Below are 21692 nucleotides of genomic sequence, written 5' to 3' on the forward strand. Positions count from 1 at the left end.
CCATGGACCTCCAGTTCGAAGCCATCGACGAAGACAGACCCGGCCCGAAATGGCGCCGGGTGTTCGATCGTCACTGGCACGCCTACAGCCGCTGGTTCGTGCGCGACGGGGTTCGTTCGCGCCCGACCTACTTCATGAGCCTCAAGGCGCTGCGCAGCCACATGCCGGAGCTGCTGCCGACCTACGAGGCGATCGTCGAGGCGGCCGGCGGCGGCGACCTCGAAGCGCGGTTCCTCTCCATGTGGTGCCCGCCCTTCTATGTCGGCGGCTGTTCGCAGGCGATCACTTCCGGCACCGAGCCGGCTCTGATCCGCAACTACGATTACAGCCCGCGCCTGCTCGAAGGCACCTGGCTCGCCTCGCGCTACAACAAGCGGGTGGTGGCGGTCATCGATTGCCTGTGGGGCGTGCTCGACGGCATCAATGAGGACGGGCTGGCGGTCTCGCTCTCCTTCGGCGGGCGCACCGCCGCGGGGCAGGGGTTCGGCATCCCGGTCGTGCTGCGCTACGTGCTGGAATTCGCCAGCACCACGGCGGAGGCTGTGGCGATGCTCCAGCGCATTCCGGTGCACATGTCCTATTCGATCGCCGTCATCGATCGAGCCGGCAACCATGCAACCGTCTATGTCAATCCGGACCGGCCGGCCGAGGTGGTGGAGCGGCGCGTCAGCACCAACCACCAGCACGGCGTCGAATGGGCCCGCCATGCCGAGACCACCAAATCGGTGGAGCGCGAGGCGGCGCTGGAGAAATCGCTGGCGGGATCGGCGGATGTCGAAAAGGTGCTGTCCGGTTTCCTGCGCCCGCCGGTCTACCAGACATCCTACGGGCGCGGCTACGGCACGCTCTATACGGCCGTCTACCGGCCGCTCGATGCTTCGGTGGAACTGGTCTGGCCCGGCGCGGTCTGGCGGCAATCCTGCGCCGAATTCCACGACGAGGTGCGCATCATCCGTTTCAACGACGGGGATTCCGGTGGTTTTGCGCCGACCTTCAAGCAGGGCGCGGTCAGCAGTTAAAGCAGTGTAAGAACAAAAGGCCGGAACCGTTTCGCAACACGAGGAAAAGCGGAGCGTTTCCGGGGTGAGGGGAGCATCATGAAAGTAGTCGTTCTGGGCGCCGGCGTCGTCGGCACGGCGGCGGCGTGGTATCTGTCGAAGGACGGCCATGACGTGACCGTGCTGGAGCGCCACGAGGACGTGGCGCGCGGCACCAGCCAGAGCAATGCAGGCCTTGTCTCGCCGGGCGATTCCACCGCCTGGGCCTCGCCCGCCGCGCTCACCACCTTCATCAAATCGCTGTTCCGCTCCGATCTCGGCATCAAGGTGCGCTTCAGCCTCGATCCGCAGTTCATATCCTGGTGCCTGCGCTTCCTCATGCAGTGCACGCAATCGCGCGCCCATGCCAATACCGAAGTCAAGCTGCGGCTGGCCTTCTATGCCCGCGAGTGCATCAACGCGCTGCAGCAGGAAACCGGCATCTCCTACGACGACCGGCGCAAGGGCATCCTCTATTTCTACCGCTCGCAGCAGAGCATGGATGCCGGCGCCAAGCATATGCAGTACATCGCCGACCGCGGCCTTGCGATCGAGGTGGTCGACCGCGAGCGGCTGGTGGCGCTGGAGCCCGGCCTTGCCGCCGTCAAACACCAGCTTGTCGGCGGCGTCTATTCGTCGATGGACCAGACGGGCGACTCCTCGCTCTTCACCTGCAGCCTTGCCGAGCAGGCGCGGGTGCGCCATGGCGTCGACTTTCGTTTCAACACGGTTGTCACCGGACTGGATGTGCAGGGCAACAGGGTCGGGGCCGTGCTGACCGACAAGGGGCCGGTCGCCTGCGACGCGGTCGTGTTGTCGCTTGGCCCCGAGAGTTCACTGCTCGCCCGCAAGATCGGCATCGACGTGCCCGTCTATCCCGTCAAAGGGTATACCGCGACGCTTCCGATCGATGCGGACAAGGGCCCGACCATGGGCGGCGTCGACGAGGACCGGCTGATCGCCTATTCGCGCCTCGGCAACCGTCTGCGTCTTGCTTCCACCGCCGAATTCGCCGGCTACGACCGCTCGTTCAAGCCCGCCGACTTCAAAGCCATGTTCCGGACGGCGCACGACCTCTTCCCCGGCGCCATCGACGAGACGAAGGCCGTGCTCTGGTCGGGTCTCAGGCCCATGATGCCCGGCTCCGTGCCGGTGCATGGTCAGGCACGCTACGAAAACCTCTTCCTGAATACCGGCCACGGCCATGTCGGCTGGACCATGGCCTGCGGCTCGGGAAAGCTTGTCTCCGACCTCGTCTCCGGCCGCAGGCCCGACATCGACACGGCGGGGCTGCTCTATCGGAATTGAGCCTTTACCGGAAAGTGGACCCGGTTTGGTCCGGAAATGCGACAACAAGGGATTGCCATGTCCGATCCGCAAATCTCCATCGATCTCGCCCGCATCGAGCACAATGCCCGCACCGTCGTTGACCTCTGCCGCGCCTCCGGCATCACGCCCTTCGGCGTCACCAAAGGCACCTGCGGCATGCCGCAGGTGGCGCGTGCCATGCTGCGCGGCGGCGTCAGGGGCATTGCCGAATCCCGCTTCGAGAACATCCGCCGCCTGCGCGATGCGGGCATCGACTGCCCGATCATGCTGTTGCGCAGCCCCCCGCTGACGCGCGTGGAAGAGCTGGTGCGCACCGTCGACATCAGTCTGCAGTCGGAGCTTCAATTGATGCGCGAGATTTCGCGTGTCGCCGAGCGGCTGGGCCGGGTGCACGACATCATCCTGATGATCGACCTCGGGGATCTGCGTGAGGGCATCTGGCCGAACGATCTGGTGCCCACCGTGGAGGCCATACTGGAGCTGCCGGGCGTGCGCATTGCCGGCGTCGGCACGAACCTCACCTGCTTCGGCGCCATCATTCCGACCCGGGAGAACCTGACCCAGCTCGTCGCCCATGCGCAGACGGTGGAGACCATGACCGGCCGGCCGCTCGATTGGGTTTCCGGCGGCAACTCTTCCTCGCTGCCGCTGCTGCTGGCCGGCGGCATGCCGTCCGGCATCAACAACCTGCGTGTCGGCGAGGCGATCCTCCAGGGCGGCCGCGACACGTTCCTCACCGAACCCTGGCAGGCGCTCGACCGCGATGCCTTCGAACTCACCGGCGAGCTTCTGGAGGTGAAGACGAAGCCCTCCCTGCCGATCGGCCAGTCCGGCATCGACGCCTTCGGCAACGTTCCCGTCTTTGTCGACGAGGGCGACCGGCTGCGCGGCATCGCCAATATCGGCCGTGAGGACGTCATCGCCGAGGGGCTGATCCCGACGCGGCCGGGCGTGCGGGTGCTCGGTGCTTCCAGTGACCATCTGGTGCTCGATCTCACCGAGGCCGACCCACCCCTTGCCGTCGGCGAAAATGTCAGCTTCCGCATGAACTACGGTGCGCTGCTCACGGTCATGACGTCAGAATATGTGGAGAAGGTTCCGATGCGGGATGTGCGCGAGACGGGCGAGGCGAAGACCTATGCGATCGAGACGGACGCGATCGGCGGTGCGCTCGTGGTGGTGCAGGATGTTGCCCAGCGTATCGAGCATCTCGGCTTCGAGCGGGGGGCGGAGGATGCGGACAAGACGCTCACGCTCTCCATCCGCGCACGCAAGCGGGATGTGCTGCCGTTCGTGGAGGAGGCTGGCCGCAGGCATGATGCGCTCGGCCTCATCTGGATCGATTCCGATGCAGCGATGATGCCGGATGGCGAGGCCGGCCAGCCGCCGCCGGAAAACGCCGTGCTCAGCCGTATGCTCACCCGCCTGCCGCCCCATATCGCGCCGGAAAACATCGTCCTGATCGGCCTGCGCAATGCGGCGCCGGAGGAGGCGGCGGTGCTGAAGGCCTCGCGCCTGCGTGTCTTCACCATGGCGGAAATCGATGCGGTAGGCCTGCGCCAGGCGATGCGCGACGCGATCACGCTCGCCTCGGCCGGCACGCGCGGCTTTCACCTGTGTTATGCGCCGACCGCCACCGACATGTCCGGCTGGAGCGGCGGCATCGGCGGCATCACGGTGCGCGAGACCCATTCGGCAATGGAAATAGCGGCGCTCAGCGGCAAGTTGCGCTCGCTCAGCATTTCCGGCATTGATGCCGCGCTGCCATCGCCGATCGGCGCGGAATGCGCCAATTTCATCCTGTCGGCTTTCGGCAAAACCATTCTTTGATCAACAACATGGGAGATTTCCGATGATCAAGCGTATCAAGCCCGGCAAGCGGTTCTGCGAAGCCGTCGTCGTCAACGGCGTCGTCACCACGGCCGGCGTCACCGGCGATGGTGACGACGCCGTCGCCCAGACCCGCGACATCCTCGCGACCATCGACGGCCTGCTGGCCGAAGCCGGCACCTCCAAGGCCAAGCTGATCAGCGCCAACATCTGGCTGCGCGACATTGCCCATTTCGCCCAGATGAACGAAGTCTGGGACCAGTGGGTCGACCCGAACAACCTGCCGGTCCGTGCCACGGTCGAGGCGCGCCTTGCCGCACCGGAACTGCTGGTCGAAATCCAGGTCACCGCGCTCGTCTGAGCCCTTTGACGACCCGCTTGCCGGGTGACGAAGCGGGGCCGCGTGCATGCGGCCCTTGCAACCCTTGATATCTATCAGGTCGGCCCCGGTTTGGCCCTGTGGAAAACATCCGGATCGGCCCGCACGGCACTTTCCCCATTTTCTTGAAGCGGTATTCTCTCACTGGTTGTGGGGGTGATCGTGTCCTGGTACGCGCATAGCACGGCAGACCAGAGCAAGGTGGACTGGCAGTTGCTCTCGGAGCATTGCTTCGGCGTCGCCGTCCTTGCCGCCGAAATGGCCAAACCGCTGTGCCTCGAACGCGCGGCCTTCTTCGCCGGTCTGTTCCACGACCTCGGCAAATACTGCATTGATTTCCAGCTGCGCCTCGAAGGCAGGGATGTGCCGGTCGATCACTCGACCGCAGGCGCCCAGGTGCTGTCCGGCCTTGCGCAGGGTTCGGACAAGCTGGTGGCGCATCTCCTTGCCTATGCCATTCTCGGCCACCATGCCGGCCTGCCGGACTGGCTGAACGAGACGGATGCCTGCTGCAACATGCGCCTGAAGCGGCCGCTTGCGCTTGATCCCGCGTGGCAGGATGAGTTGAGGCCGGAAGTCTCCGACCTGTTGCCGGACATGGTGGCGCAGCTCGCGAAAACCCCGCCGGAGCAGGCTTTCGCCTTCGCCTTCATGACGCGGATGATTTTCTCGTGTCTGGTGGACGCGGATTTCAAGGATACGGAAAGGTATTACAGCGCACGCGGTGATGTCGTCCCGGACCGCGATTGGCCCGCCTTACAGGATCGTCTCGACGATTTCCTCTCGCGTTTCGAGGTGCATATGGCGAAGTTGAATGCTGGCGGCAGTGAACTCAACGATCTGCGTGCTGCAATCCTCGCCCATGTTCGCGCGGGAGCGGAACGGCAGCCGGGGCTGTTCACGCTGACCGTGCCGACCGGTGGTGGCAAGACCCTGGCCTCACTTGCCTTCGCGCTGGACCACGCGCGGCGGCATGGACATACCCGCATCATCTACGCGATCCCTTTCACATCCATCATCGACCAGACGGCGGCGATCTTTCGCGATGTCCTGGGCGAGGAGAACATTCTTGAGCACCACGCCGCCATCGACGAGGAACGCCTTGACTCGAAGGAGCGCAAAGAAAAGGAGGCTAAGGAAAAGTTGCGCCTTGCCATGGAAGACTGGGCGGCGCCGGTGGTGGTGACCACCACGGTGCAACTGTTCGAAAGCCTGTTTTCCGCCCGCCCTTCCAAGGCGCGCAAACTGCACAACATTGCCAACGCCGTCATCATCCTCGATGAGGCGCAGACCCTGCCGCGCGGGCTGCTCCTGCCGATCCTGCGCGCCCTGGAGGAGTTGGCCACGCACTACGGCTGCACCGTGGTTCTCTGCACGGCGACCCAGCCTGCCCTGGAGCGGCGCGAGGCTTTTCCAAAAGGCCTTCCACTAGCCGGTCGGGAGCTGGCGCCCGATCCACCGGGGCTTGCGCAAAAATTCGCCCGCGTGCGCATCCGGCATGGCGGGGACATGGACAATGATGCGTTGATCGCTGCCCTGCGGGACCGCGAGCAAGTGCTCGTCATCGTCAACAGCAGGCGCCATGCGCTGGAGCTTTTCCAGCAGGCGCAGAGGGAGGGGCTTGGCGGTCTCGTTCACCTCACCACGCGGCATCATGCGGCTGATCGCCGCCGTATCCTGGAGGATATCCGCGCCCGGTTGAAGGCACATGCGCCCTGCCGGCTGATCGCCACCAGCCTGATCGAGGCGGGGGTGGATGTGGATTTCCCCGTCGCCCTTCGCGCGGAGGCAGGACTGGACCAGATCATCCAGGCGGCCGGCCGCGTGAACCGCGAGGGGCGCCGCCGCCGGGGCGAGAGCATCGTGACCGTCTTCAAGGCGCCCGACTATCCACCGCCGGCCGAAATCCGCGGGCTCGTCGGCGATATGAAGCGGATCATCGACAGGCATGACGACCTCACCTCGACCGCCGCGATCGAGGATTATTTTGGCGAGGTCTATTGGCGTTTCGGGGCGAAGGGGCTCGATGCCAAAGGCATCCTTGACCGCTTCACCCTCAGCCGACAGGGCAGCAATTTTGCCTTCCGCACGGTGGGCGATACGTTTCGCATGATCGAAAGCGGCATGGCTCCAGTGATCATAGCCAGCGAAGCGGAGGCGCAGAAAGCGGTGGATCAACTTTCGATTGAGGGGATCCCCTCTAGAAAGCTTGCACGGAACCTGCAACCCTTCGTGGTGCAGGTGCCGCCGAAAGCACGCGATGTGCTCATTCGAAACGGGCATGCGGCGTTTGCTGCGCCGGCTTTGCGCGGCGATCAGTTCGTGGTTCTCCACAAGATGGAGTTTTATCGGCCCGATGTCGGTTTGATCTGGGAGAATGCCGACTATCTGGCGGCGGAAGACATGCTGATCTGAGGAAAATGAAGGGCGGCAAGGGGGAGTTGTGGGGTACGGAATTCGTCTCAAGGTCTCGGGTGACTATGGCTGTTTCACGCGCCCGGAAATGAAGGTCGAGCGCGTCTCCTATGACGTGCTGACGCCGTCGGCAGCGCGGGGTATTCTCGAAGCGATCCACTGGAAGCCGGCGATCCGCTGGGTGGTCGATGCGATCCATGTGCTTTCCCCCATCCGCTTCCAGACCATCCGGCGCAACGAGGTGGGGCACAAGGCGCCGGCCGGCAAGATCAAGTCGGCCATGAAGCGCGGTGACCTGGAAGACCTGAACCTGCTCGTCGACGAGGATCGCCAGCAGCGCGCCTCGATCGTGCTTGTCGCGCCTGCCTATGTCATCGAGGCGCATTTCGAAATGACGGCGAAGGCCGGCCCCGACGACAACGAGGGCAAGCATCTCGATACGTTCAACCGCCGTGCGGCGCGGGGACAGTGTTTTCACCAACCCTGCCTCGGCACGCGTGAGTTTTCCGCGCGTTTCGAGCTGCTCGATCCGGCCGCCCCGACGCCGGCCGCCATTCCCGAAAGCCGCGACCTCGGTTTCATGCTGTTCGACATCGATCATCAGGCGCCGGGCCGCCCGGCGATGTTCTATCGCGCGGTCATGCAGGAGGGTGTCATCAAGGTGCCACACCCGGCCTCCCCGGAGGTGCGGCGATGAACATCCTGTCCTCCCTGATGGCGGCCTACGAACGCCTGCCGGATGCTCCGCCTTTCGGTTACTCGACGGAAAAGGTCGGCGTCGTGGTCGGACTGAACGAGGACGGCACCGTTGCCACCGTGACGCCGTGGCTGGAGGGCGAGGGCCGCAAGCGCAAGCCACGTCCCATGCTGGTGCCGCAGGCGGTGAAGCGTACGGCGGGCATCGCGCCGAATTTTCTGTGGGACAAGACGGCCTATGTGCTCGGCGTGACGGCGGGCGAGGGCAAGCGCACGGCGGAGGAGCATCGCGCCTTCGTGGAACGCCATCTTGCCGACATCGGCGACAACGAAGATGTTGGCCTTCGCGCCTTGAAACGCTTCCTGGAGGCGTGGACGCCGGACCAGTTCGCCGAGCCATTCTGGACGGACGAACTGAAGGACCAGAACGTTGTCTTCGCTCTTGAAAGCGAGCGGCGGAGCGGCACGAACCTGCACGATCGGCCGGCCGCGAAAGCCCTATGGAACCGCGCTGCCGGCGCGGCAGGTGATGCGGCCGAAATCTGCCTGGTGACCGGTGAGCCTGGCCCCGTCGCGCGCCTGCATCCCTCGATCAAGGGCGTCTGGGGCGCGCAGTCCTCTGGTGCCGCGCTCGTCTCCTTCAATCTCGACGCCTTCACCTCCTATGGCCGCGAGCAGGGCGCCAATGCCCCCGTCTCCGAGGCCGCCGCTTTCGCCTATACCACCATGCTCAATCGTTTCCTGGAGCGCGACAGCGGCCATCGCCTCCAGATCGGCGACGCCTCCACGGTATTCTGGGCGGATGCCTCGGGCAGGGGGGCGGAGGAGGCGGAAGCGCTCTTTGCCGCCTATCTCGACGACGTGGGCGACGCGCGGGCCGAGGAGAAGATCTCCGCCGAGCACATTCGAGGGCAATTGGCCCGCATCCGTGCTGGGGACCATCTTGAAGACATCGAGCCGGATCTCGCTGACGGCGTCGATTTCTACGTGCTCGGCCTTGCGCCGAATGCCGCCCGGTTGTCCGTTCGTTTCTTCTATGCCGGCAGCTTCGGCGATATCACCCGCAACTACCAGAAATTCGTGTCGGACATGCGGATCGAGCCGCCCCCGCGCGACGGATATCCGCCGCTCTGGCGCTACCTGCTCGAAACGGCGGTGCTCGGCAAGCGCGAGAACGTCTCCCCCAATCTTGCCGGCGACTGGATGCGTGCCATTCTCTCCGGAACCCCGTATCCCCTGTCGCTGATGGCTTCCGTGCTGACGCGCATCCGCGCGGACGGTGAGGTCAACGCCTTGCGCGTCGGCATTCTCAAGGCCCTGCTCATTCGCAATTTCAAGAAGGAGGCAACACCCGTGGCACTCGATCCGGCAAACACCAACAGGGGCTATGTGCTAGGGAGACTGTTTGCGCTCTATGAGGAAATTCAGCGCGCGGCTTTGGGCGGGCGGGTGAATGCGACGATCAAGGACAAGTTCTACGGTTCCGCCTCGGCCACGCCGCGCAAGGTTTTTGCCGTGCTGGATGGTGGCTCGGCCAATCACCTGGCAAAAATCCGCAAGCTGAACATCGGGCGCGAGGTGAACCTGCAAAGGCAGTTGCAGGCGCTGATGGACCTCATGTCGCCGTCCGATGATCCGGCGCTCGACCCCTTTCCTGTCTCGCTGACGGCGCAGGAGCAGGCCTATTTCGGCCTCGGCTACCACCATCAACGCAGCGATTTCTTCAAGAAAGCATCCGAAACCGCATCCGCCGGGGAGACCGAAGCATGACCATTCTTGCCAACCGCTATGATTTCGCCCTGATCTTCGAGGTCGTCAACGGCAATCCGAACGGCGATCCCGATGCCGGCAACATGCCGCGGCTGGATCCGGAAACCAATCGCGGCCTGGTGACGGATGTCAGCCTCAAGCGCAAGATCCGCAACTATGTCGATCTCACCCGCCATGGCGAGGATGGGTTCCACATCTATGTAGAGGAGGGCGCGATCCTCAACGACAAGCACCGCCAGGCCTACAAGGCCCTGCGGCCGGATGACGCCAAGGCCGCCAAGGACGCCAAGCTGAACCCGAAGGACGATGCGGAGGCAAAGGCGCTCACTGCCTTCATGTGCCGCAACTTCTTCGACGTGCGCACCTTCGGCGCGGTCATGTCCACGGGGGTCAATTGCGGCCAGGTGAAGGGACCGGTGCAGATGAGCTTCGCCCGCTCGGTGGAGCCCATCCTGCCGCTCGAAATCTCCATCACCCGCATGGCCGCCACCAACGAGGCGGAAAAGAAGCAGAAGGCCGAAGGCGACGATACGAACGAGCGCACAGACAACCGCACCATGGGCCGCAAGCACATCGTGCCCTACGGCCTTTATGTCGCGCACGGCTTCATCTCGGCGAAGTTCGCCGAGCGCACCGGCTTTTCCGAAGAAGACCTGGCCCTTCTCTTTCAGGCGCTTACGACCATGTTCGAGCATGACCGGTCGGCTGCCCGCGGTGAAATGGCAACCCGCAAGCTGATCGTCTTCAAACACGAGAATGCGCTTGGCAACGCCCCCGCCCACACCTTGTTCGACCGCGTGCGCATCGGCCGCAATGTCGACGGTGAATTCCGCGTGATCGACAGCCGGCTCGACAATCTGCCCCCCGCCCGTGCCTTTTCCGACTACGTCGTCACGATCGATCGCGATGGTCTGCCGGCGGGAGTGGAGGTGATGGAGTTGCTCTGAGCGATGGGCGGCATCGACACTTTTCCAAGTGAGCCGAGTGACGACCCCATTCCCCTCTCGGCCCTGCAACACGCCGTCTACTGCCTGCGGCAGGCGGCCTTGATCCATGTCGAGCGGGTCTGGGCTGACAACCGTTTCACGGCGGAGGGGCATGTGCTGCATGCCGTGGCGGACAAGGTCGGCAGCCGGAAGGCGCGGGGGCTGCGGCGCGTCATGGCGCTTCCGCTCGCCTCGCGCCGCCTGAACGTGACGGGGGTTGCCGACGTCGTGGAGTTTCTTCCCGGAACGGATGGTGAGACAGCCTTTCCGATCGAATACAAGCGCGGAAAACCGAAGCTGCATCGGGCGGACGAGGTGCAGCTCTGCGCCCAGGCGCTGTGCCTGGAGGAGATGACCGGCCGGCCCGTGCCCGAAGGCGCGCTGTTCTATGCCGAGACGAAGCGGCGCGTGGTCGTACCCTTCGATGTGGAGCTTCGGAACCTTGCCGAGGAGACGCTGGCGGCGCTTGCCGCGGTGCTGGCGTCCGGCAGGACGCCGCCGCCCACGCCACGGCGTGAGCGCTGCCGCGCCTGTTCGCTGCTCGACCTCTGTCGCCCTGATACGGTCGCCCGCCCCGTCAAGGCGTGGCGCAGCCGCATGGTGGAGCGCTGTCTCGGAGAGACGCCATGAAGAAGCTGCTCAACACGATCTATGTGACGAGCGAAGGGGCAGCGCTGCGCAAGGATGGCGAAAACCTCGTTGCGGAGGTGGAGGGTGCGGAACGCAGCCGCGTGCCGCTGCACATGCTGTCGGCGGTCGTCGTCTTCGGCGCGATCCATGTTTCGCCGCCGCTGATGGCAGCGTTGGCCGGGGCGGGCATCACGCTGACCTTCCTCGATCGCAACGGCCGCTTCCAGGCCCGGCTGGAGGGGCCGGTGGCCGGGAACATCCTGCTGCGGCGCGCGCAGTACCGTGCCTGCGACCGGCCTGAGGAGATCGTGCGCTCGATCGTCATCGGCAAGGTCGCCAACCAGCGCGCGGTGCTGATGCGTTCGCTGCGCGACTATGGTGCGGAGCAGGCGCCGGAGGACCGGGGCGCTCTCGACAGGGTTACGGACCGCCTCGCCCATATCCTGCGCCGGGTGGAGCGGGCGGACGAGACGCTGGACCAGCTGCGCGGGTCGGAAGGGGAGGCGGCGCAGCTCTATTTCTCCGTCTTCGGCCAGCTGATCCGCGCGCCGGACGAGGCGATGCGCTGGACCGGCCGATCCCGCCGGCCGCCGCTCGATCCGGTCAATGCGCTCCTGTCTTTTCTCTACACGCTGCTTGCCCACGATTGCCGGTCGGCGCTGGAGGGTGTCGGGCTTGATCCCGCCGCCGGTTTCCTGCACCGCGACCGGCCCGGTCGCCCGAGCCTTGCCCTGGATCTGATGGAGGAGCTGCGGCCGGTGCTGGCCGACCGGCTGGCGCTATCGCTGATCAACCGCCGTCAGCTGCGGGCCCGTGATTTCGAAACCCGCGATGGCGGGGCGGTGATGATGGGCGAGGAGGCGCGCAGGACTGTGCTGACCGCCTGGCAGGAGCGCAAGCGGGAGGAGCGCCTGCACCCGTTCCTGGAGGAAAAAGTGCCATTCGGCCTCGTCCCTCACGTGCAGGCCCAGATGCTCGCCCGTCATTTGCGGGGCGATCTCGATGCCTATCCTCCGTGGTTCTGGAAGTAGGTGTCCTATGCTGGTTCTGGTGACCTATGATGTGCGTGTGAGCGAGGGAAAGGGCGCAGCCCGGCTGCGGGCTGTGGCAAAAGCCTGCCGGGATTTCGGCCAGCGCGTGCAGTATTCCGTCTTCGAGATCGAGGTCGACCCCGCCCAATGGGCCCGTCTGAAGGCGCGGCTGGAGGGTATCATCGATCCGGCGGTGGACAGCCTGCGCTACTATCATCTCGGCGCCAACTGGCAGCGCCGGGTAGAGCATGTTGGCGCCAAGCCCGCCACGGATCTCAACGGCCCGCTGATCATCTGACGGCCCTGGCGATCTCACCCGACCTGCCCGTGCGAACCCCAAGCGTGCCGCGAAATCCCGCGACGTTCGCACCGCCTCCCAGACGTTGAAATTCCACGCTCTTCCTCTCCAGCTCTTGGGGAGACCCGGAGGAACTCGCCCCGGTTCCCCTCGTTCCGCACATCCAGCCCTTCCCGCCGAGCAAAATCCATGGTCTACAACCAGCCAGTCGCCTCTTTGCGGAGGCGTGGATTGAAACGATGCAGTGGCGGAGCCGTCGAGCGCGGGCGGCGTGTCGCCTCTTTGCGGAGGCGTGGATTGAAACTGGCCCGGTCGCATACGGGACCTTGTTGGCGGCCGGTCGCCTCTTTGCGGAGGCGTGGATTGAAACGCGTCCTTGATCAGGTCGTCGAGGATCAGGACGTGTCGCCTCTTTGCGGAGGCGTGGATTGAAACCTGAAAATCGCGGGGAAATTCGCATTCGAAACCCGTCGCCTCTTTGCGGAGGCGTGGATTGAAACCTGACCGAGGCGAAGCGCGCCGAGCTGCGCGCCCTGTCGCCTCTTTGCGGAGGCGTGGATTGAAACGGGTTGCGGCGACTGAGCAGAGCGCGGCATCGACGGTCGCCTCTTTGCGGAGGCGTGGATTGAAACATCGCGAAGGACAGGATGTCCCGCCGTACGCTGTAGTCGCCTCTTTGCGGAGGCGTGGATTGAAACGGTGAACGCCTTCCCTCTGACCGTTTCCGGGACCGTCGCCTCTTTGCGGAGGCGTGGATTGAAACCTCGATGCTGCTGATGAAGCTTTTGAGGCGGCTAGTCGCCTCTTTGCGGAGGCGTGGATTGAAACCGCCAGCAGAGCAAGACAATCGAGGCGGTCGATCTCGTCGCCTCTTTGCGGAGGCGTGGATTGAAACATCGACGATGTCATGGCGCGTGCCGCGCTGATGGGTCGCCTCTTTGCGGAGGCGTGGATTGAAACCGTGAGGCAACCGTCGGTGACCTGATGATGTCCGCGTCGCCTCTTTGCGGAGGCGTGGATTGAAACGCCGAACTGATACCGGGCCCGTCGATTCCGGACCTGTCGCCTCCTTGCGGAGGCGTGGATTGAAACGCAAGCGAGACTGCGCCGCGCAAACGACCCCTCAAGGTCGCCTCCTTGCGGAGGCGTGGATTGAAACTCTGGGCGTCCGATCTCGCGGGCGGGCAATGCGAGCGTCGCCTCCTTGCGGAGGCGTGGATTGAAACAACTTCCTGGTCGACGACTGGCGCCGCGGCCTCGAGTCGCCTCCTTGCGGAGGCGTGGATTGAAACAGGAAATACTGGCTGCAAAACTAAGCGCGAAGCAGAGTCGCCTCCTTGCGGAGGCGTGGATTGAAACTACATCGTGGATGCAAGAGACACTGCCGAGACCGGGTCGCCTCCTTGCGGAGGCGTGGATTGAGACGACGCCACCGGCATGGGCTGGATGGTCGCCGTCTGGGGGGCGCCCCAGCGCCGGAGTGGGGAGTGGGGAGTGCCCGCTCCGGCGTGCCTTCCGTCAGCCGGCCTTCAGTACGTCGGCAAGGGTGTTCACCAGCATGTCGGCGTTTTTGCGGGAGAAGACGAGAGGGGGGCGGATTTTCAGGATGTTGGCGTTGGGGCCGGAGGCGCTGATCAGGATGCGGCGGGCGCGCAGGCCGTTGACGATGCGCGCCGTCAGGGTGGCGTCGGGCTGTTTCGTCGTGGGGTCCGCGACGATCTCGACGCCGATGAAGAGGCCCGAGCCGCGGATGTCGCCGAGGGCCGGGTGGAGGCGGGAGAGCGCCTTGAGGCCGTCCATCAGGTATTGGCCGACATCGAGGGCATTCTGCTGCAGGCCCTCCGTCCGGATGGTTTCCAGCACGGCCTTGCCGGCGGCGGCGGCAATGGGGTTGCCGCCGAAGGTGTTGAAGTAGCGGGCACGGGGGCCGAAGTCGGCGACGACTTCGGGGCGCAGCACGATGCCGGCCATCGGGTAGCCGTTGCCCATCGGCTTGCCGATCGTCACCATGTCGGGGGATACGCCGTGGCGCTCGAAGCCCCACATGGTTTCGCCGGTGCGGCCGAAGCCGGGTTGCACCTCGTCGGCGACGAAGAGGCCGCCGGCTGCGTGGATCGCGTCCACGGCCGGTCGCAGAAACCCTTTCGGGCCGGCGAAGATGCCGTCGCTGGAAAAGATCGTGTCGGTGATCAGCATGGCCGGCTTGATGCCGTGACGCTGCAGGTCGGCGATGGCGGCTTTGACGTCGCGGCCGAACTTTTCCATCATTTCTTCTGGTGTGTGGCGGTAGCTGTCCGGTGCCGGTACGGTGCGCACATGCGGGCCGAGCGTCACGGATTCTCCAAGCGAGGGCGAGAATTCGGCGACCGCGCTTGTCAGGCCGTGATAGGCGAGTTCCGTCGCGATGATACCGGTCCCGCCGGTGACGAAACGGGCGATGCGCACGGCAAGGTCGTTCGCCTCGCTGCCGGTACAGGTGAACATCACCTGGCTGAGATCGTCCGGGAAGGTGGCGGTCAGCGCTTCGGCATAGTCGATGATGCCTTCGTGCAGATAGCGCGTATGGGTGTTGAGCACGGCGGTCTGGCGGGTGATCGCCTCGACGACGCGCGGGTGGCAATGGCCGACCGAAGCGACGTTGTTGTAGGCGTCGAGATATCTTTCGCCGGCCGCGTCATAGAGGAAGACGCCTTCGCCGCGCACGAGATGCAGCGGCTTTTCGTAGAACAGGCGGTAGGCGGGGCCAAGCACCTTCTCCCGGCGGGCGACCAGCACCCGTTCGCTCTCGTCGAGCCGCTCGAAATCCTCGCGCGAAAAAGCATTCACCATCGACATGGTCAGGCCTCGGAAAGGTTGGGCACGAGCCTCTTCAGCCCGGCCGGGGTAAGGTCGCCTACGTTCTGCAGGCCGCGCCAGGCGGTGGCGTGGTTGCGCATGATATAATCCCGGTTTTCCGGAAAGCGGGCGGAACGCCATTCGGCGATGATGATCGACATGGCGAGGCGGCAGCGCGTCAGGAGTGGCAGCAGCTCGATCTCGCCGGGTTCCAGCGCGCGCGCTGACAGGAAGCCGGCAAGGAAGGCGCCGGTGCGCGCCGCCCAATTGTCCGTCGCCAGATGATAGGAGAGGGCGACGGCGAGATCGTTGACCAGCGGCGCATGCACCATGTCGCCGAAATCGATGATGCCGACCACCCGTGTCGGTTCCGCCGGATCGAGCAGGATATTGTGCGGATTGAAGTCGTTGTGGATGATCTGCCGCCGCGCGAGGCTGCTCATGGCGGGCAGCGCACGCTCGAATTCGGCGAGAATGGTTTCCACCTGCGCCCGGCGCTCGGGCGCGACATGATCGACGACCGCGCAAAGGTCCAGCGTGTGGGAAATGTCCCACATCAATTTTCCGGCCGGCGGGCGGCCATTGTAGTTTTCGAGGCCAAGGCCGAGTTCCGCGAGTGCGCGGCCGACATTGCTGCTCTGTGCTTCCGATGCCGGCGTGCGATATTGCAGCTCACCGTCAAGGAAGGTGAGGAGGCGCATGATGCGCGGGCCGTCGCCGGTGGAAAGCGTGTGGCTCGGCCCGCCCTCCGTCGTCAGGACGAGGCGCGGCACCGGCACGGCGGGGGCGGCGGCGGCAAGGTGCAGCAGGGCGCCGTCCTGGAATTCCAGAGCTGCAGGGTCTTCGGCGGGGTTGGCGATCTTCAGGACGAAGTCCGTGCCGTCGTTTCGCGTGAAGAGGAAAGTCTCGTCCCGCTCGCTGGAAAGCCGCTTCACGGTTCCAGCAAGGCCATAGATCGCCGCAACGGCGGCCTCGGCGTCGGGAAGCGCGGTCGCGCTCCAGGTTGCCGACATCGAATCCGTCTTCTTGTTTGCCGGCGCTGGCTGCGTCATGCTTGCTCCGTAGGCGCGGTTTCCCGCGGGTTTTTTCGATCCTTGCGCGCCGTCTGCCAACGACGGTGCCGGTGCGATTGCCGTCGCCCGGCATTTGGCAGAGGATGCTCCGTGACGGGTTCTACTTGAAACATATCAAAAAAGATGCATCAAGTATCTTATTACTCGATTTTGCGGATCAGTGCCATGGCCGAATTCACGACACTGGAACATGAGAACCTCAACAGCGTCGTTTATGGCGCGCTGTGCGACGCGCTGACGCAGGGGCGGTTTCAGCCGGGCGACCGGCTGAAGATCCGTGACCTTGCCGAGCAGTTCGGCACCAGCGTCACGCCGATCCGCGACGCCATCCTGCGCCTGGCCAATGACGAGGCGATCACCTTCCGCTCGCCGCGCGACATCCGCATCGCCGGCCTCAGCGAGAGCCGCTACCGGGAGATCCGGGCGATCCGCGTCCGGCTGGAAGGGCTGGCGGCGGAAACCGCCGCGCAAGTGGCGACGAGCGCGGATATCCAGGCGCTGGAGCAGATTTTGCGGGAAAACGAGCAGGCAATCGCGGCCGGGGACCGGCTGAAGGGCACGCAGCTCAACCAGGCCTTCCACTTCCTGCTGCCGCAGATTGCCGGGCTTCCGGTGCTGACAACCATCCTCAGACGACTTTGGCTGCAGATGGGCCCACATATTTCCGATGCCTATATCGCCGGTGGCCGGGCGATGATCGATTATCACTATCCGGTCGTGGAGGCGCTGAAACGCCACGATCCGGCATCCGCCTCGATGGCGATCGTCGACGATATCCTGCTCGGCGGCAAGCCGATCCTGGAGCGCATCGAGGGGAGCGGAGAGAGGGAAGTGCGCCGGGCATAGCCTTTCACGCGGAGGGGCTTGCAATTCGGAAATGGCCGATTACGATGTATCAAGCATCAAAGGAGAGTGCGCATGACCGAAGAACGCCGCTACATGTTGCTGACGGGGGCGAGCCGCGGCATCGGCCATGCGACGGTCAAGCTCTTCCAGGCGAAGGGCTGGCGCATCCTGACTGTCTCCCGTCAGCCCTTTTCCGAGGAGTGCGCCTGGCCGTCCGCGCGTGAAAGCCATATCCAGGCGGACCTTGCCGACCTGACGCAGATCGACCGGCTGGCCGCGACGGTGCGCGAGCGGCTGCCGAACGGCCGGCTGCATGCGCTCGTCAACAATGCCGGCATATCGCCGAAGGGGCCGGGTCGCAGCCGTCTCGGCGTGCTCGATACGGATGCCGACGTCTGGACGCAGGTGCTCAACGTCAATATCGTCTCGACGGCGCTAATCGCCCGCGCACTGATGCCCGAGCTCGAAGCGGCGAAGGGCTCGATCGTCAACGTCACCTCGATCGCGGGTTCGCGCGTGCATCCCTTCGCGGGCGTTGCCTATGCGGCCTCAAAGGCGGCGCTAGCGGCGCTGACGCGCGAGATGGCGCATGAGTTCGGCCGCCGCGGCGTAAGGGCCAATGCGATCGCGCCGGGCGAGATCGAGACCTCGATCCTTTCGCCGGGCACCGATGCACTGGTTGCGGCGGAGGTGCCGATGGGGCGGCTGGGTGAGCCGCGCGAAGTCGCGGAGACCATTCATTTCCTGTGCACCGAGCAATCGTCCTACATCAACGGTGCGGAAATCCACATCAACGGAGGGCAGCACGTCTGACGACCGTCAAGCGGGGAAAATATCCCGTTGACCGGCGAGACCCGGAATGCATCAATCGGCCGTAACGCCCAGGGGAAAGGGTGCGACGACCGGAGAGGCTGCAAGCGCCGACAGGCCAAAGGCCGCGGCGGATCAGCAGTCCGACAGGAGATCGTCATCGGGGCCGGGCCATCCGGTTCCTTCACAAATGAAGAAAAGGGGAGTGCAATGAAGACTGTCTTTAAATCCGGAATGCTCACGGCTGCCGCCATCGTGCTGTCGGCTGGCCTTGCCGCGCCGTCCCTCGCACGCGACCTCACCGTTGTCTCCTGGGGTGGCAACTATCAGGACGCGCAGCGCAACATCTACTTCAAGCCGTTCGCCGAAAAGTCCGGCAAGCCGGTGCTCGACGAGGCTTGGGATGGCGGCATCGGCGTCATCCAGTCGAAGGTCAAGGCCGGCGCGCCGAACTGGGATGCCGTGCAGGTGGAGGCGGAGGAGCTGGCGCTCGGCTGTGCGGATGGCCTCTACGAGAAGATCGACTGGGACAAGATGGGCGGCACGGACAAGTTCCTCGACAGCGCCGTCAACGACTGTGGCGTCGGCGCGATCGTCTGGTCCACGGCGATCGCCTATGACGGCGACAAGCTGAAGGAAGGCCCGGCCAACTGGGCGGATTTCTGGAACGTCGAAAAGTTCCCGGGCAAGCGCTCGCTGCGCAAGGGGCCGAAATACACGCTGGAATTCGCGCTGCTCGCCGATGGCGTCTCCAAGGACGAGCTCTATGACGTGCTCGGCACGGAAGAGGGCGTCACGCGGGCCTTCAAGAAGCTCGACGAATTGAAGGCGAACATCGTCTGGTGGGAATCGGGTGCCCAGCCGCTGCAGTTCCTCGCTTCGGGCGAAGTGGCGATGACCTCGGCCTATAATGGCCGCATCACCGGCATCAACCGCACGGAAGGCAAGAACTTCAAGGTCGTCTTCCCCGGCAGCATCTACGCGGTCGACAGCTGGGTCGTGTTGAAGGACGCGGAGAACAAGGACGCCGCGCAGGACTTCATCGCCTTTGCCAGCGAGCCCGACAACCAGGCGAAGCTGCCGGAGTTCGTGGCTTACGGCCTGCCGGTCAAGGAGGCCGCGGCCAAGGTTCCGGCCGAGTTCGCCAAGGACCTGCCGACCGACCCAGCCAACATGACGGACTCGATCGCCCTCAATGTCGACTTCTGGATCGACAATGCGGAAACGCTGACACAGCGCTTCAACGCCTGGCTGGCGCAGTAAGGCTGCCGTTTGCGGGGCGGAACGGCCCCTCATCCCGCTTGCGGCGACCTTCTCCCTGCAAGCGGGGAGAAGGTCGCCGCAAGCCCGGGCACAAACAGCCCCGCAGACATGTGTTGAGGAAAACGGTGCAGTACACCTTCTCCCTGCTTGCAGGGAGAAGGTGCCGGCAGGCGGATGAGGGGCGCTTGCCCGCCAGCGACCGTTGTGATGGAGTCATGATCTTGGCCGAATTCATCCGTTTCGACCGCATCACCAAATTCTACGGCCCGCTCTGCGTGGTCGAAAATCTCGATCTCGGCATCGACAAAGGCGAGTTCGTCAGCCTGCTCGGCCCGTCCGGCTCCGGCAAGACGACGCTGCTGATGATGCTCGCCGGTTTCGAACAGCCGACATCGGGCAACATCCTGCTCGACGGCACGGCGATCAACGACGTGCCGACCCACAGGCGCGACATGGGCGTCGTCTTCCAGAGCTACGCGCTTTTCCCGCATATGTCGGTCGGCGAGAACGTCGCCTTTCCGTTGCAGATGCGCGGCATGGGCAAGGCGGAGATCGAGGGGCGCGTCAAGCGGGCGCTGGACATGGTGCAGCTGTCGGCCTTTGCCGACCGTCGTCCCTCGCAGCTTTCCGGCGGCCAGCAACAGCGCGTGGCGCTGTCGCGTGCGCTGGTCTTCGAGCCGCGCGTCGTGCTGATGGACGAGCCGCTCGGTGCGCTCGACAAGCAGTTGCGTGAGCAGATGCAGCTCGACATCCGCGACCTGCACCGCCGGCTCGGCCTGACGATCGTCTTCGTCACGCACGACCAGTCGGAGGCGCTGACCATGTCGGATCGCGTCGCCGTGTTCAACAAGGGCAAGATCGAGCAGATCGGCACGCCGCGGCAGGTCTATGACGAGCCGGCGACGCGTTTCGTCGCCGAATTCATCGGCGAGACCAATCTGGTCGAGGGCGTCGTCGAGGCGGTCGAGGGGGCGGAGGCGACCGTGCGGCTGCCATCTGGCGCGCAGATCGTTTCGGCGGTCTCTGGCCGCGTCGCCTCCGGCCAGCCGGTCTTCCTCTCCATCCGGCCGGAACGGGTCGATCTCAGCGAGACCCGGGGCGATGCGCGCAACTGTCTGGAGACCGAGGTCACCGACAGCGTCTATCAGGGCGATCACCTGCGCGTGCAATTGCAGAACGCCGCCCACCCGCTGATCGCCAAGCTTGGCCGCCGGTCCCGCGAATTCCCGCCGGGCACGCGGGTCTATGCGGGCTTTTCAGCCGGCGATTGCCGGGTCATCGCGCCATGAGTGCAGGCTCCTCCCGGACCGGGCGGTCGCTCCTTCTGCTGGCGCCGCTGCTTCTCTTCCTCGTCGGCTTCTTCGTCTGGCCGCTGATCAGCATGATGTCGCAGGCCGTGTCGGATCCGGCCGTGCTGCGCCTCCTGCCGCGCAGTGCCGAAGTGCTGGCCGACTGGGACCGCGCCTCGCCGCCGACCATGCCCATGCAGGCGGCGCTGATGGAGGACCTGAAGGCCGTCGACGACGACCAGGCACTCGGCGACATGGTGCGTCGCCTCAACAGCGCCCGCTCCGGCTTCCGCACGCTGATGGCGAAGACGACGAGCGCACTCGGTGACACGGCCAACCCGCCCGGCGACCTCGTCTCCATCGATAAACGCTGGGAAAAACCGGAATTCTGGCTGGCGATCGCCGATGCGCTCTCGCCCTACACCGACCGAAACCTGCTCGCCGCCGTCGATCTCGGCCGCAATGCCGCAGGCAGCATAGAACACCTGCCGGCCGACCAGTCCGTCAACCGGGTGATCCTCGTGCGCACCTTCTGGATCGCCGCGCTCGTCACCTTCGCCTGCGCCTGCATCGGTTTTCCCTATGCGATCATCGCCGCCTCGCTGACGGGCTGGAAGCGTGACCTGATGCTCGGCGCCGTACTGCTGCCGCTCTGGACCTCGCTCCTCGTGCGCACCGCGGCCTGGTTCATCCTGCTGCAGGAGCAGGGGCTGATCAACGATCTCCTGCGCTGGCTGCACATCATCGACGCGCCGCTGCCGCTGATCTTCAACCGCACCGGTGTCATCATCGCCATGACCCATGTGCTGCTGCCCTTCATGGTGCTGCCGATCTATTCCGTGCTGATCACCATTCCGAAGAACCTGATGCCGGCCGCCGCCTCGCTCGGCGCGCCGCCCTTGCGGGCGTTCCTGCGCGTGCTTCTGCCGCTGAGCCTGCGTGGTGTCGCCTCCGGCAGCCTGCTCGTCTTCATCTCGGCGATCGGCTACTACATCACCCCGGCGCTGATCGGCGGGCCGGGCGACCAGATGATCTCGTCCATCATCGCCTTCTACGCCACGGGCTCGGCGAACTGGGGCATGGCCGGCGCCCTTGGCGTCGTTCTGCTCGTCGCAACGCTGCTGCTCTACAGCGTCTATGCGCGGCTCTCCTCCGATGAACCGGGGAGGCGCTAG

General features: G+C 65.0%; 18 protein-coding genes and 1 CRISPR repeat array. Of the genes, 16 read left to right on the forward strand and 2 right to left on the reverse strand.

The window, feature by feature from the left end; all coding sequences use genetic code 11:
* Positions 1-2: 2 nt before the first annotated feature.
* From K0P03_RS27770 to cas2, 11 genes are all read left to right on the forward strand, one after another.
* A complete protein-coding gene (locus K0P03_RS27770) occupies positions 3-1019 on the forward strand; it encodes a C45 family autoproteolytic acyltransferase/hydolase (protein ID WP_272791271.1) in 1017 nt (338 codons plus the stop codon).
* Positions 1020-1097: 78 nt separating this feature from the next.
* Positions 1098-2345, forward strand: coding sequence for a D-amino acid dehydrogenase (locus K0P03_RS27775; RefSeq protein ID WP_272791272.1), 1248 nt, complete (start codon positions 1098-1100; stop codon positions 2343-2345).
* 57 nt (positions 2346-2402) lie between these two features.
* A complete protein-coding gene (locus K0P03_RS27780) occupies positions 2403-4196 on the forward strand; it encodes an alanine racemase (RefSeq protein ID WP_272791273.1) in 1794 nt (597 codons plus the stop codon).
* A 22-nt stretch (positions 4197-4218) separates the two neighbouring features.
* Positions 4219-4557: a RidA family protein gene (locus K0P03_RS27785; RefSeq protein WP_023514072.1), complete on the forward strand. Its 339-nt coding sequence runs from the start codon at positions 4219-4221 to the stop codon at positions 4555-4557.
* 180 nt (positions 4558-4737) lie between these two features.
* Entirely contained in the window at positions 4738-6990 is a 2253-nt protein-coding gene (cas3, locus tag K0P03_RS27790) for a CRISPR-associated helicase Cas3' (RefSeq protein WP_272791274.1), read from the forward strand.
* 28 nt (positions 6991-7018) lie between these two features.
* A complete protein-coding gene (gene cas5c / locus K0P03_RS27795; RefSeq protein WP_272791275.1) occupies positions 7019-7687 on the forward strand; it encodes a type I-C CRISPR-associated protein Cas5c in 669 nt (222 codons plus the stop codon).
* The gene (cas8c, locus tag K0P03_RS27800; RefSeq protein WP_272791276.1) at positions 7684-9456 is read left to right on the forward strand and encodes a type I-C CRISPR-associated protein Cas8c/Csd1; all 1773 of its coding nucleotides are present in this window, start codon (positions 7684-7686) and stop codon (positions 9454-9456) included. The genes cas5c and cas8c overlap by 4 nt, the downstream gene beginning before the upstream one ends.
* Positions 9453-10403 carry a type I-C CRISPR-associated protein Cas7/Csd2 gene (gene cas7c / locus K0P03_RS27805; protein WP_272791277.1) on the forward strand — a complete coding sequence of 317 codons (951 nt, stop codon included), beginning with the start codon at positions 9453-9455 and terminating at the stop codon, positions 10401-10403. Before cas8c ends, cas7c begins: the two co-directional genes overlap by 4 nt.
* A gap of 3 nt (positions 10404-10406) precedes the next feature.
* Positions 10407-11072 carry a CRISPR-associated protein Cas4 gene (cas4, locus tag K0P03_RS27810; RefSeq protein ID WP_272791278.1) on the forward strand — a complete coding sequence of 222 codons (666 nt, stop codon included), beginning with the start codon at positions 10407-10409 and terminating at the stop codon, positions 11070-11072.
* Positions 11069-12103 carry a type I-C CRISPR-associated endonuclease Cas1c gene (gene cas1c, locus K0P03_RS27815; RefSeq protein WP_272791279.1) on the forward strand — a complete coding sequence of 345 codons (1035 nt, stop codon included), beginning with the start codon at positions 11069-11071 and terminating at the stop codon, positions 12101-12103. Before cas4 ends, cas1c begins: the two co-directional genes overlap by 4 nt.
* Before the next feature lie 7 nt (positions 12104-12110).
* Positions 12111-12401: a CRISPR-associated endonuclease Cas2 gene (gene cas2 / locus K0P03_RS27820; RefSeq protein WP_272791280.1), complete on the forward strand. Its 291-nt coding sequence runs from the start codon at positions 12111-12113 to the stop codon at positions 12399-12401.
* Positions 12402-12608: 207 nt separating this feature from the next.
* A CRISPR array of direct repeats spans positions 12609-13826; the repeat unit is 31 nt; unit sequence GTCGCCTCTTTGCGGAGGCGTGGATTGAAAC.
* A 93-nt stretch (positions 13827-13919) separates the two neighbouring features.
* On the opposite strand, the gene K0P03_RS27825 is transcribed toward cas2, so the two are convergent.
* Positions 13920-15236, reverse strand: coding sequence for an aspartate aminotransferase family protein (locus K0P03_RS27825; RefSeq protein ID WP_272791281.1), 1317 nt, complete (start codon positions 15234-15236; stop codon positions 13920-13922).
* Between the two features lie 2 nt (positions 15237-15238).
* Positions 15239-16288: a phosphotransferase gene (locus tag K0P03_RS27830; protein WP_272791282.1), complete on the reverse strand. Its 1050-nt coding sequence runs from the start codon at positions 16286-16288 to the stop codon at positions 15239-15241.
* A gap of 186 nt (positions 16289-16474) precedes the next feature.
* Here K0P03_RS27830 and K0P03_RS27835 point away from each other — a divergent pair, with 186 nt between their 5' ends.
* The 5 genes from K0P03_RS27835 to K0P03_RS27855 all read left to right on the forward strand — a co-directional run bounded on the left by K0P03_RS27835 (position 16475) and on the right by K0P03_RS27855 (position 21692).
* Positions 16475-17155 (forward strand): GntR family transcriptional regulator, encoded by a 681-nt coding sequence (locus K0P03_RS27835; protein ID WP_272791283.1) that lies wholly within the window; start codon positions 16475-16477, stop codon positions 17153-17155.
* A 72-nt stretch (positions 17156-17227) separates the two neighbouring features.
* Complete coding sequence (locus tag K0P03_RS27840) at positions 17228-17968, forward strand: SDR family NAD(P)-dependent oxidoreductase (protein ID WP_023514359.1); 741 nt, start codon at positions 17228-17230, stop codon at positions 17966-17968.
* A gap of 231 nt (positions 17969-18199) precedes the next feature.
* On the forward strand, positions 18200-19228 hold the full coding sequence (locus K0P03_RS27845) for an ABC transporter substrate-binding protein (protein WP_272791400.1): 1029 nt from the start codon (positions 18200-18202) through the stop codon (positions 19226-19228).
* Positions 19229-19443: 215 nt separating this feature from the next.
* Positions 19444-20517 (forward strand): ABC transporter ATP-binding protein, encoded by a 1074-nt coding sequence (locus K0P03_RS27850; RefSeq protein WP_050744883.1) that lies wholly within the window; start codon positions 19444-19446, stop codon positions 20515-20517.
* Positions 20514-21692, forward strand: a complete 1179-nt coding sequence (locus tag K0P03_RS27855) for an ABC transporter permease (protein WP_050744884.1) — start codon at positions 20514-20516, stop codon at positions 21690-21692. The genes K0P03_RS27850 and K0P03_RS27855 overlap by 4 nt, the downstream gene beginning before the upstream one ends.

This window comes from Shinella sp. HY16, assembly GCF_028534175.1.
Classification (GTDB): domain Bacteria; phylum Pseudomonadota; class Alphaproteobacteria; order Rhizobiales; family Rhizobiaceae; genus Shinella.

Coding starts and splice junctions, on each gene's coding strand:
- K0P03_RS27770 (WP_272791271.1), top strand. CDS start 3: ATGGACCTCCAGTTCGAAGCCATCGACGAAGACAGACCCGGCCCGAAA.
- K0P03_RS27775 (WP_272791272.1), top strand. CDS start 1,098: ATGAAAGTAGTCGTTCTGGGCGCCGGCGTCGTCGGCACGGCGGCGGCG.
- K0P03_RS27780 (WP_272791273.1), top strand. CDS start 2,403: ATGTCCGATCCGCAAATCTCCATCGATCTCGCCCGCATCGAGCACAAT.
- K0P03_RS27785 (WP_023514072.1), top strand. CDS start 4,219: ATGATCAAGCGTATCAAGCCCGGCAAGCGGTTCTGCGAAGCCGTCGTC.
- cas8c (WP_272791276.1), top strand. CDS start 7,684: ATGAACATCCTGTCCTCCCTGATGGCGGCCTACGAACGCCTGCCGGAT.
- cas7c (WP_272791277.1), top strand. CDS start 9,453: ATGACCATTCTTGCCAACCGCTATGATTTCGCCCTGATCTTCGAGGTC.
- cas4 (WP_272791278.1), top strand. CDS start 10,407: ATGGGCGGCATCGACACTTTTCCAAGTGAGCCGAGTGACGACCCCATT.
- cas1c (WP_272791279.1), top strand. CDS start 11,069: ATGAAGAAGCTGCTCAACACGATCTATGTGACGAGCGAAGGGGCAGCG.
- cas2 (WP_272791280.1), top strand. CDS start 12,111: ATGCTGGTTCTGGTGACCTATGATGTGCGTGTGAGCGAGGGAAAGGGC.
- K0P03_RS27825 (WP_272791281.1), bottom strand. CDS start 15,236: ATGTCGATGGTGAATGCTTTTTCGCGCGAGGATTTCGAGCGGCTCGAC.
- K0P03_RS27830 (WP_272791282.1), bottom strand. CDS start 16,288: ATGACGCAGCCAGCGCCGGCAAACAAGAAGACGGATTCGATGTCGGCA.
- K0P03_RS27835 (WP_272791283.1), top strand. CDS start 16,475: ATGGCCGAATTCACGACACTGGAACATGAGAACCTCAACAGCGTCGTT.
- K0P03_RS27840 (WP_023514359.1), top strand. CDS start 17,228: ATGACCGAAGAACGCCGCTACATGTTGCTGACGGGGGCGAGCCGCGGC.
- K0P03_RS27845 (WP_272791400.1), top strand. CDS start 18,200: ATGCTCACGGCTGCCGCCATCGTGCTGTCGGCTGGCCTTGCCGCGCCG.
- K0P03_RS27850 (WP_050744883.1), top strand. CDS start 19,444: ATGATCTTGGCCGAATTCATCCGTTTCGACCGCATCACCAAATTCTAC.
- K0P03_RS27855 (WP_050744884.1), top strand. CDS start 20,514: ATGAGTGCAGGCTCCTCCCGGACCGGGCGGTCGCTCCTTCTGCTGGCG.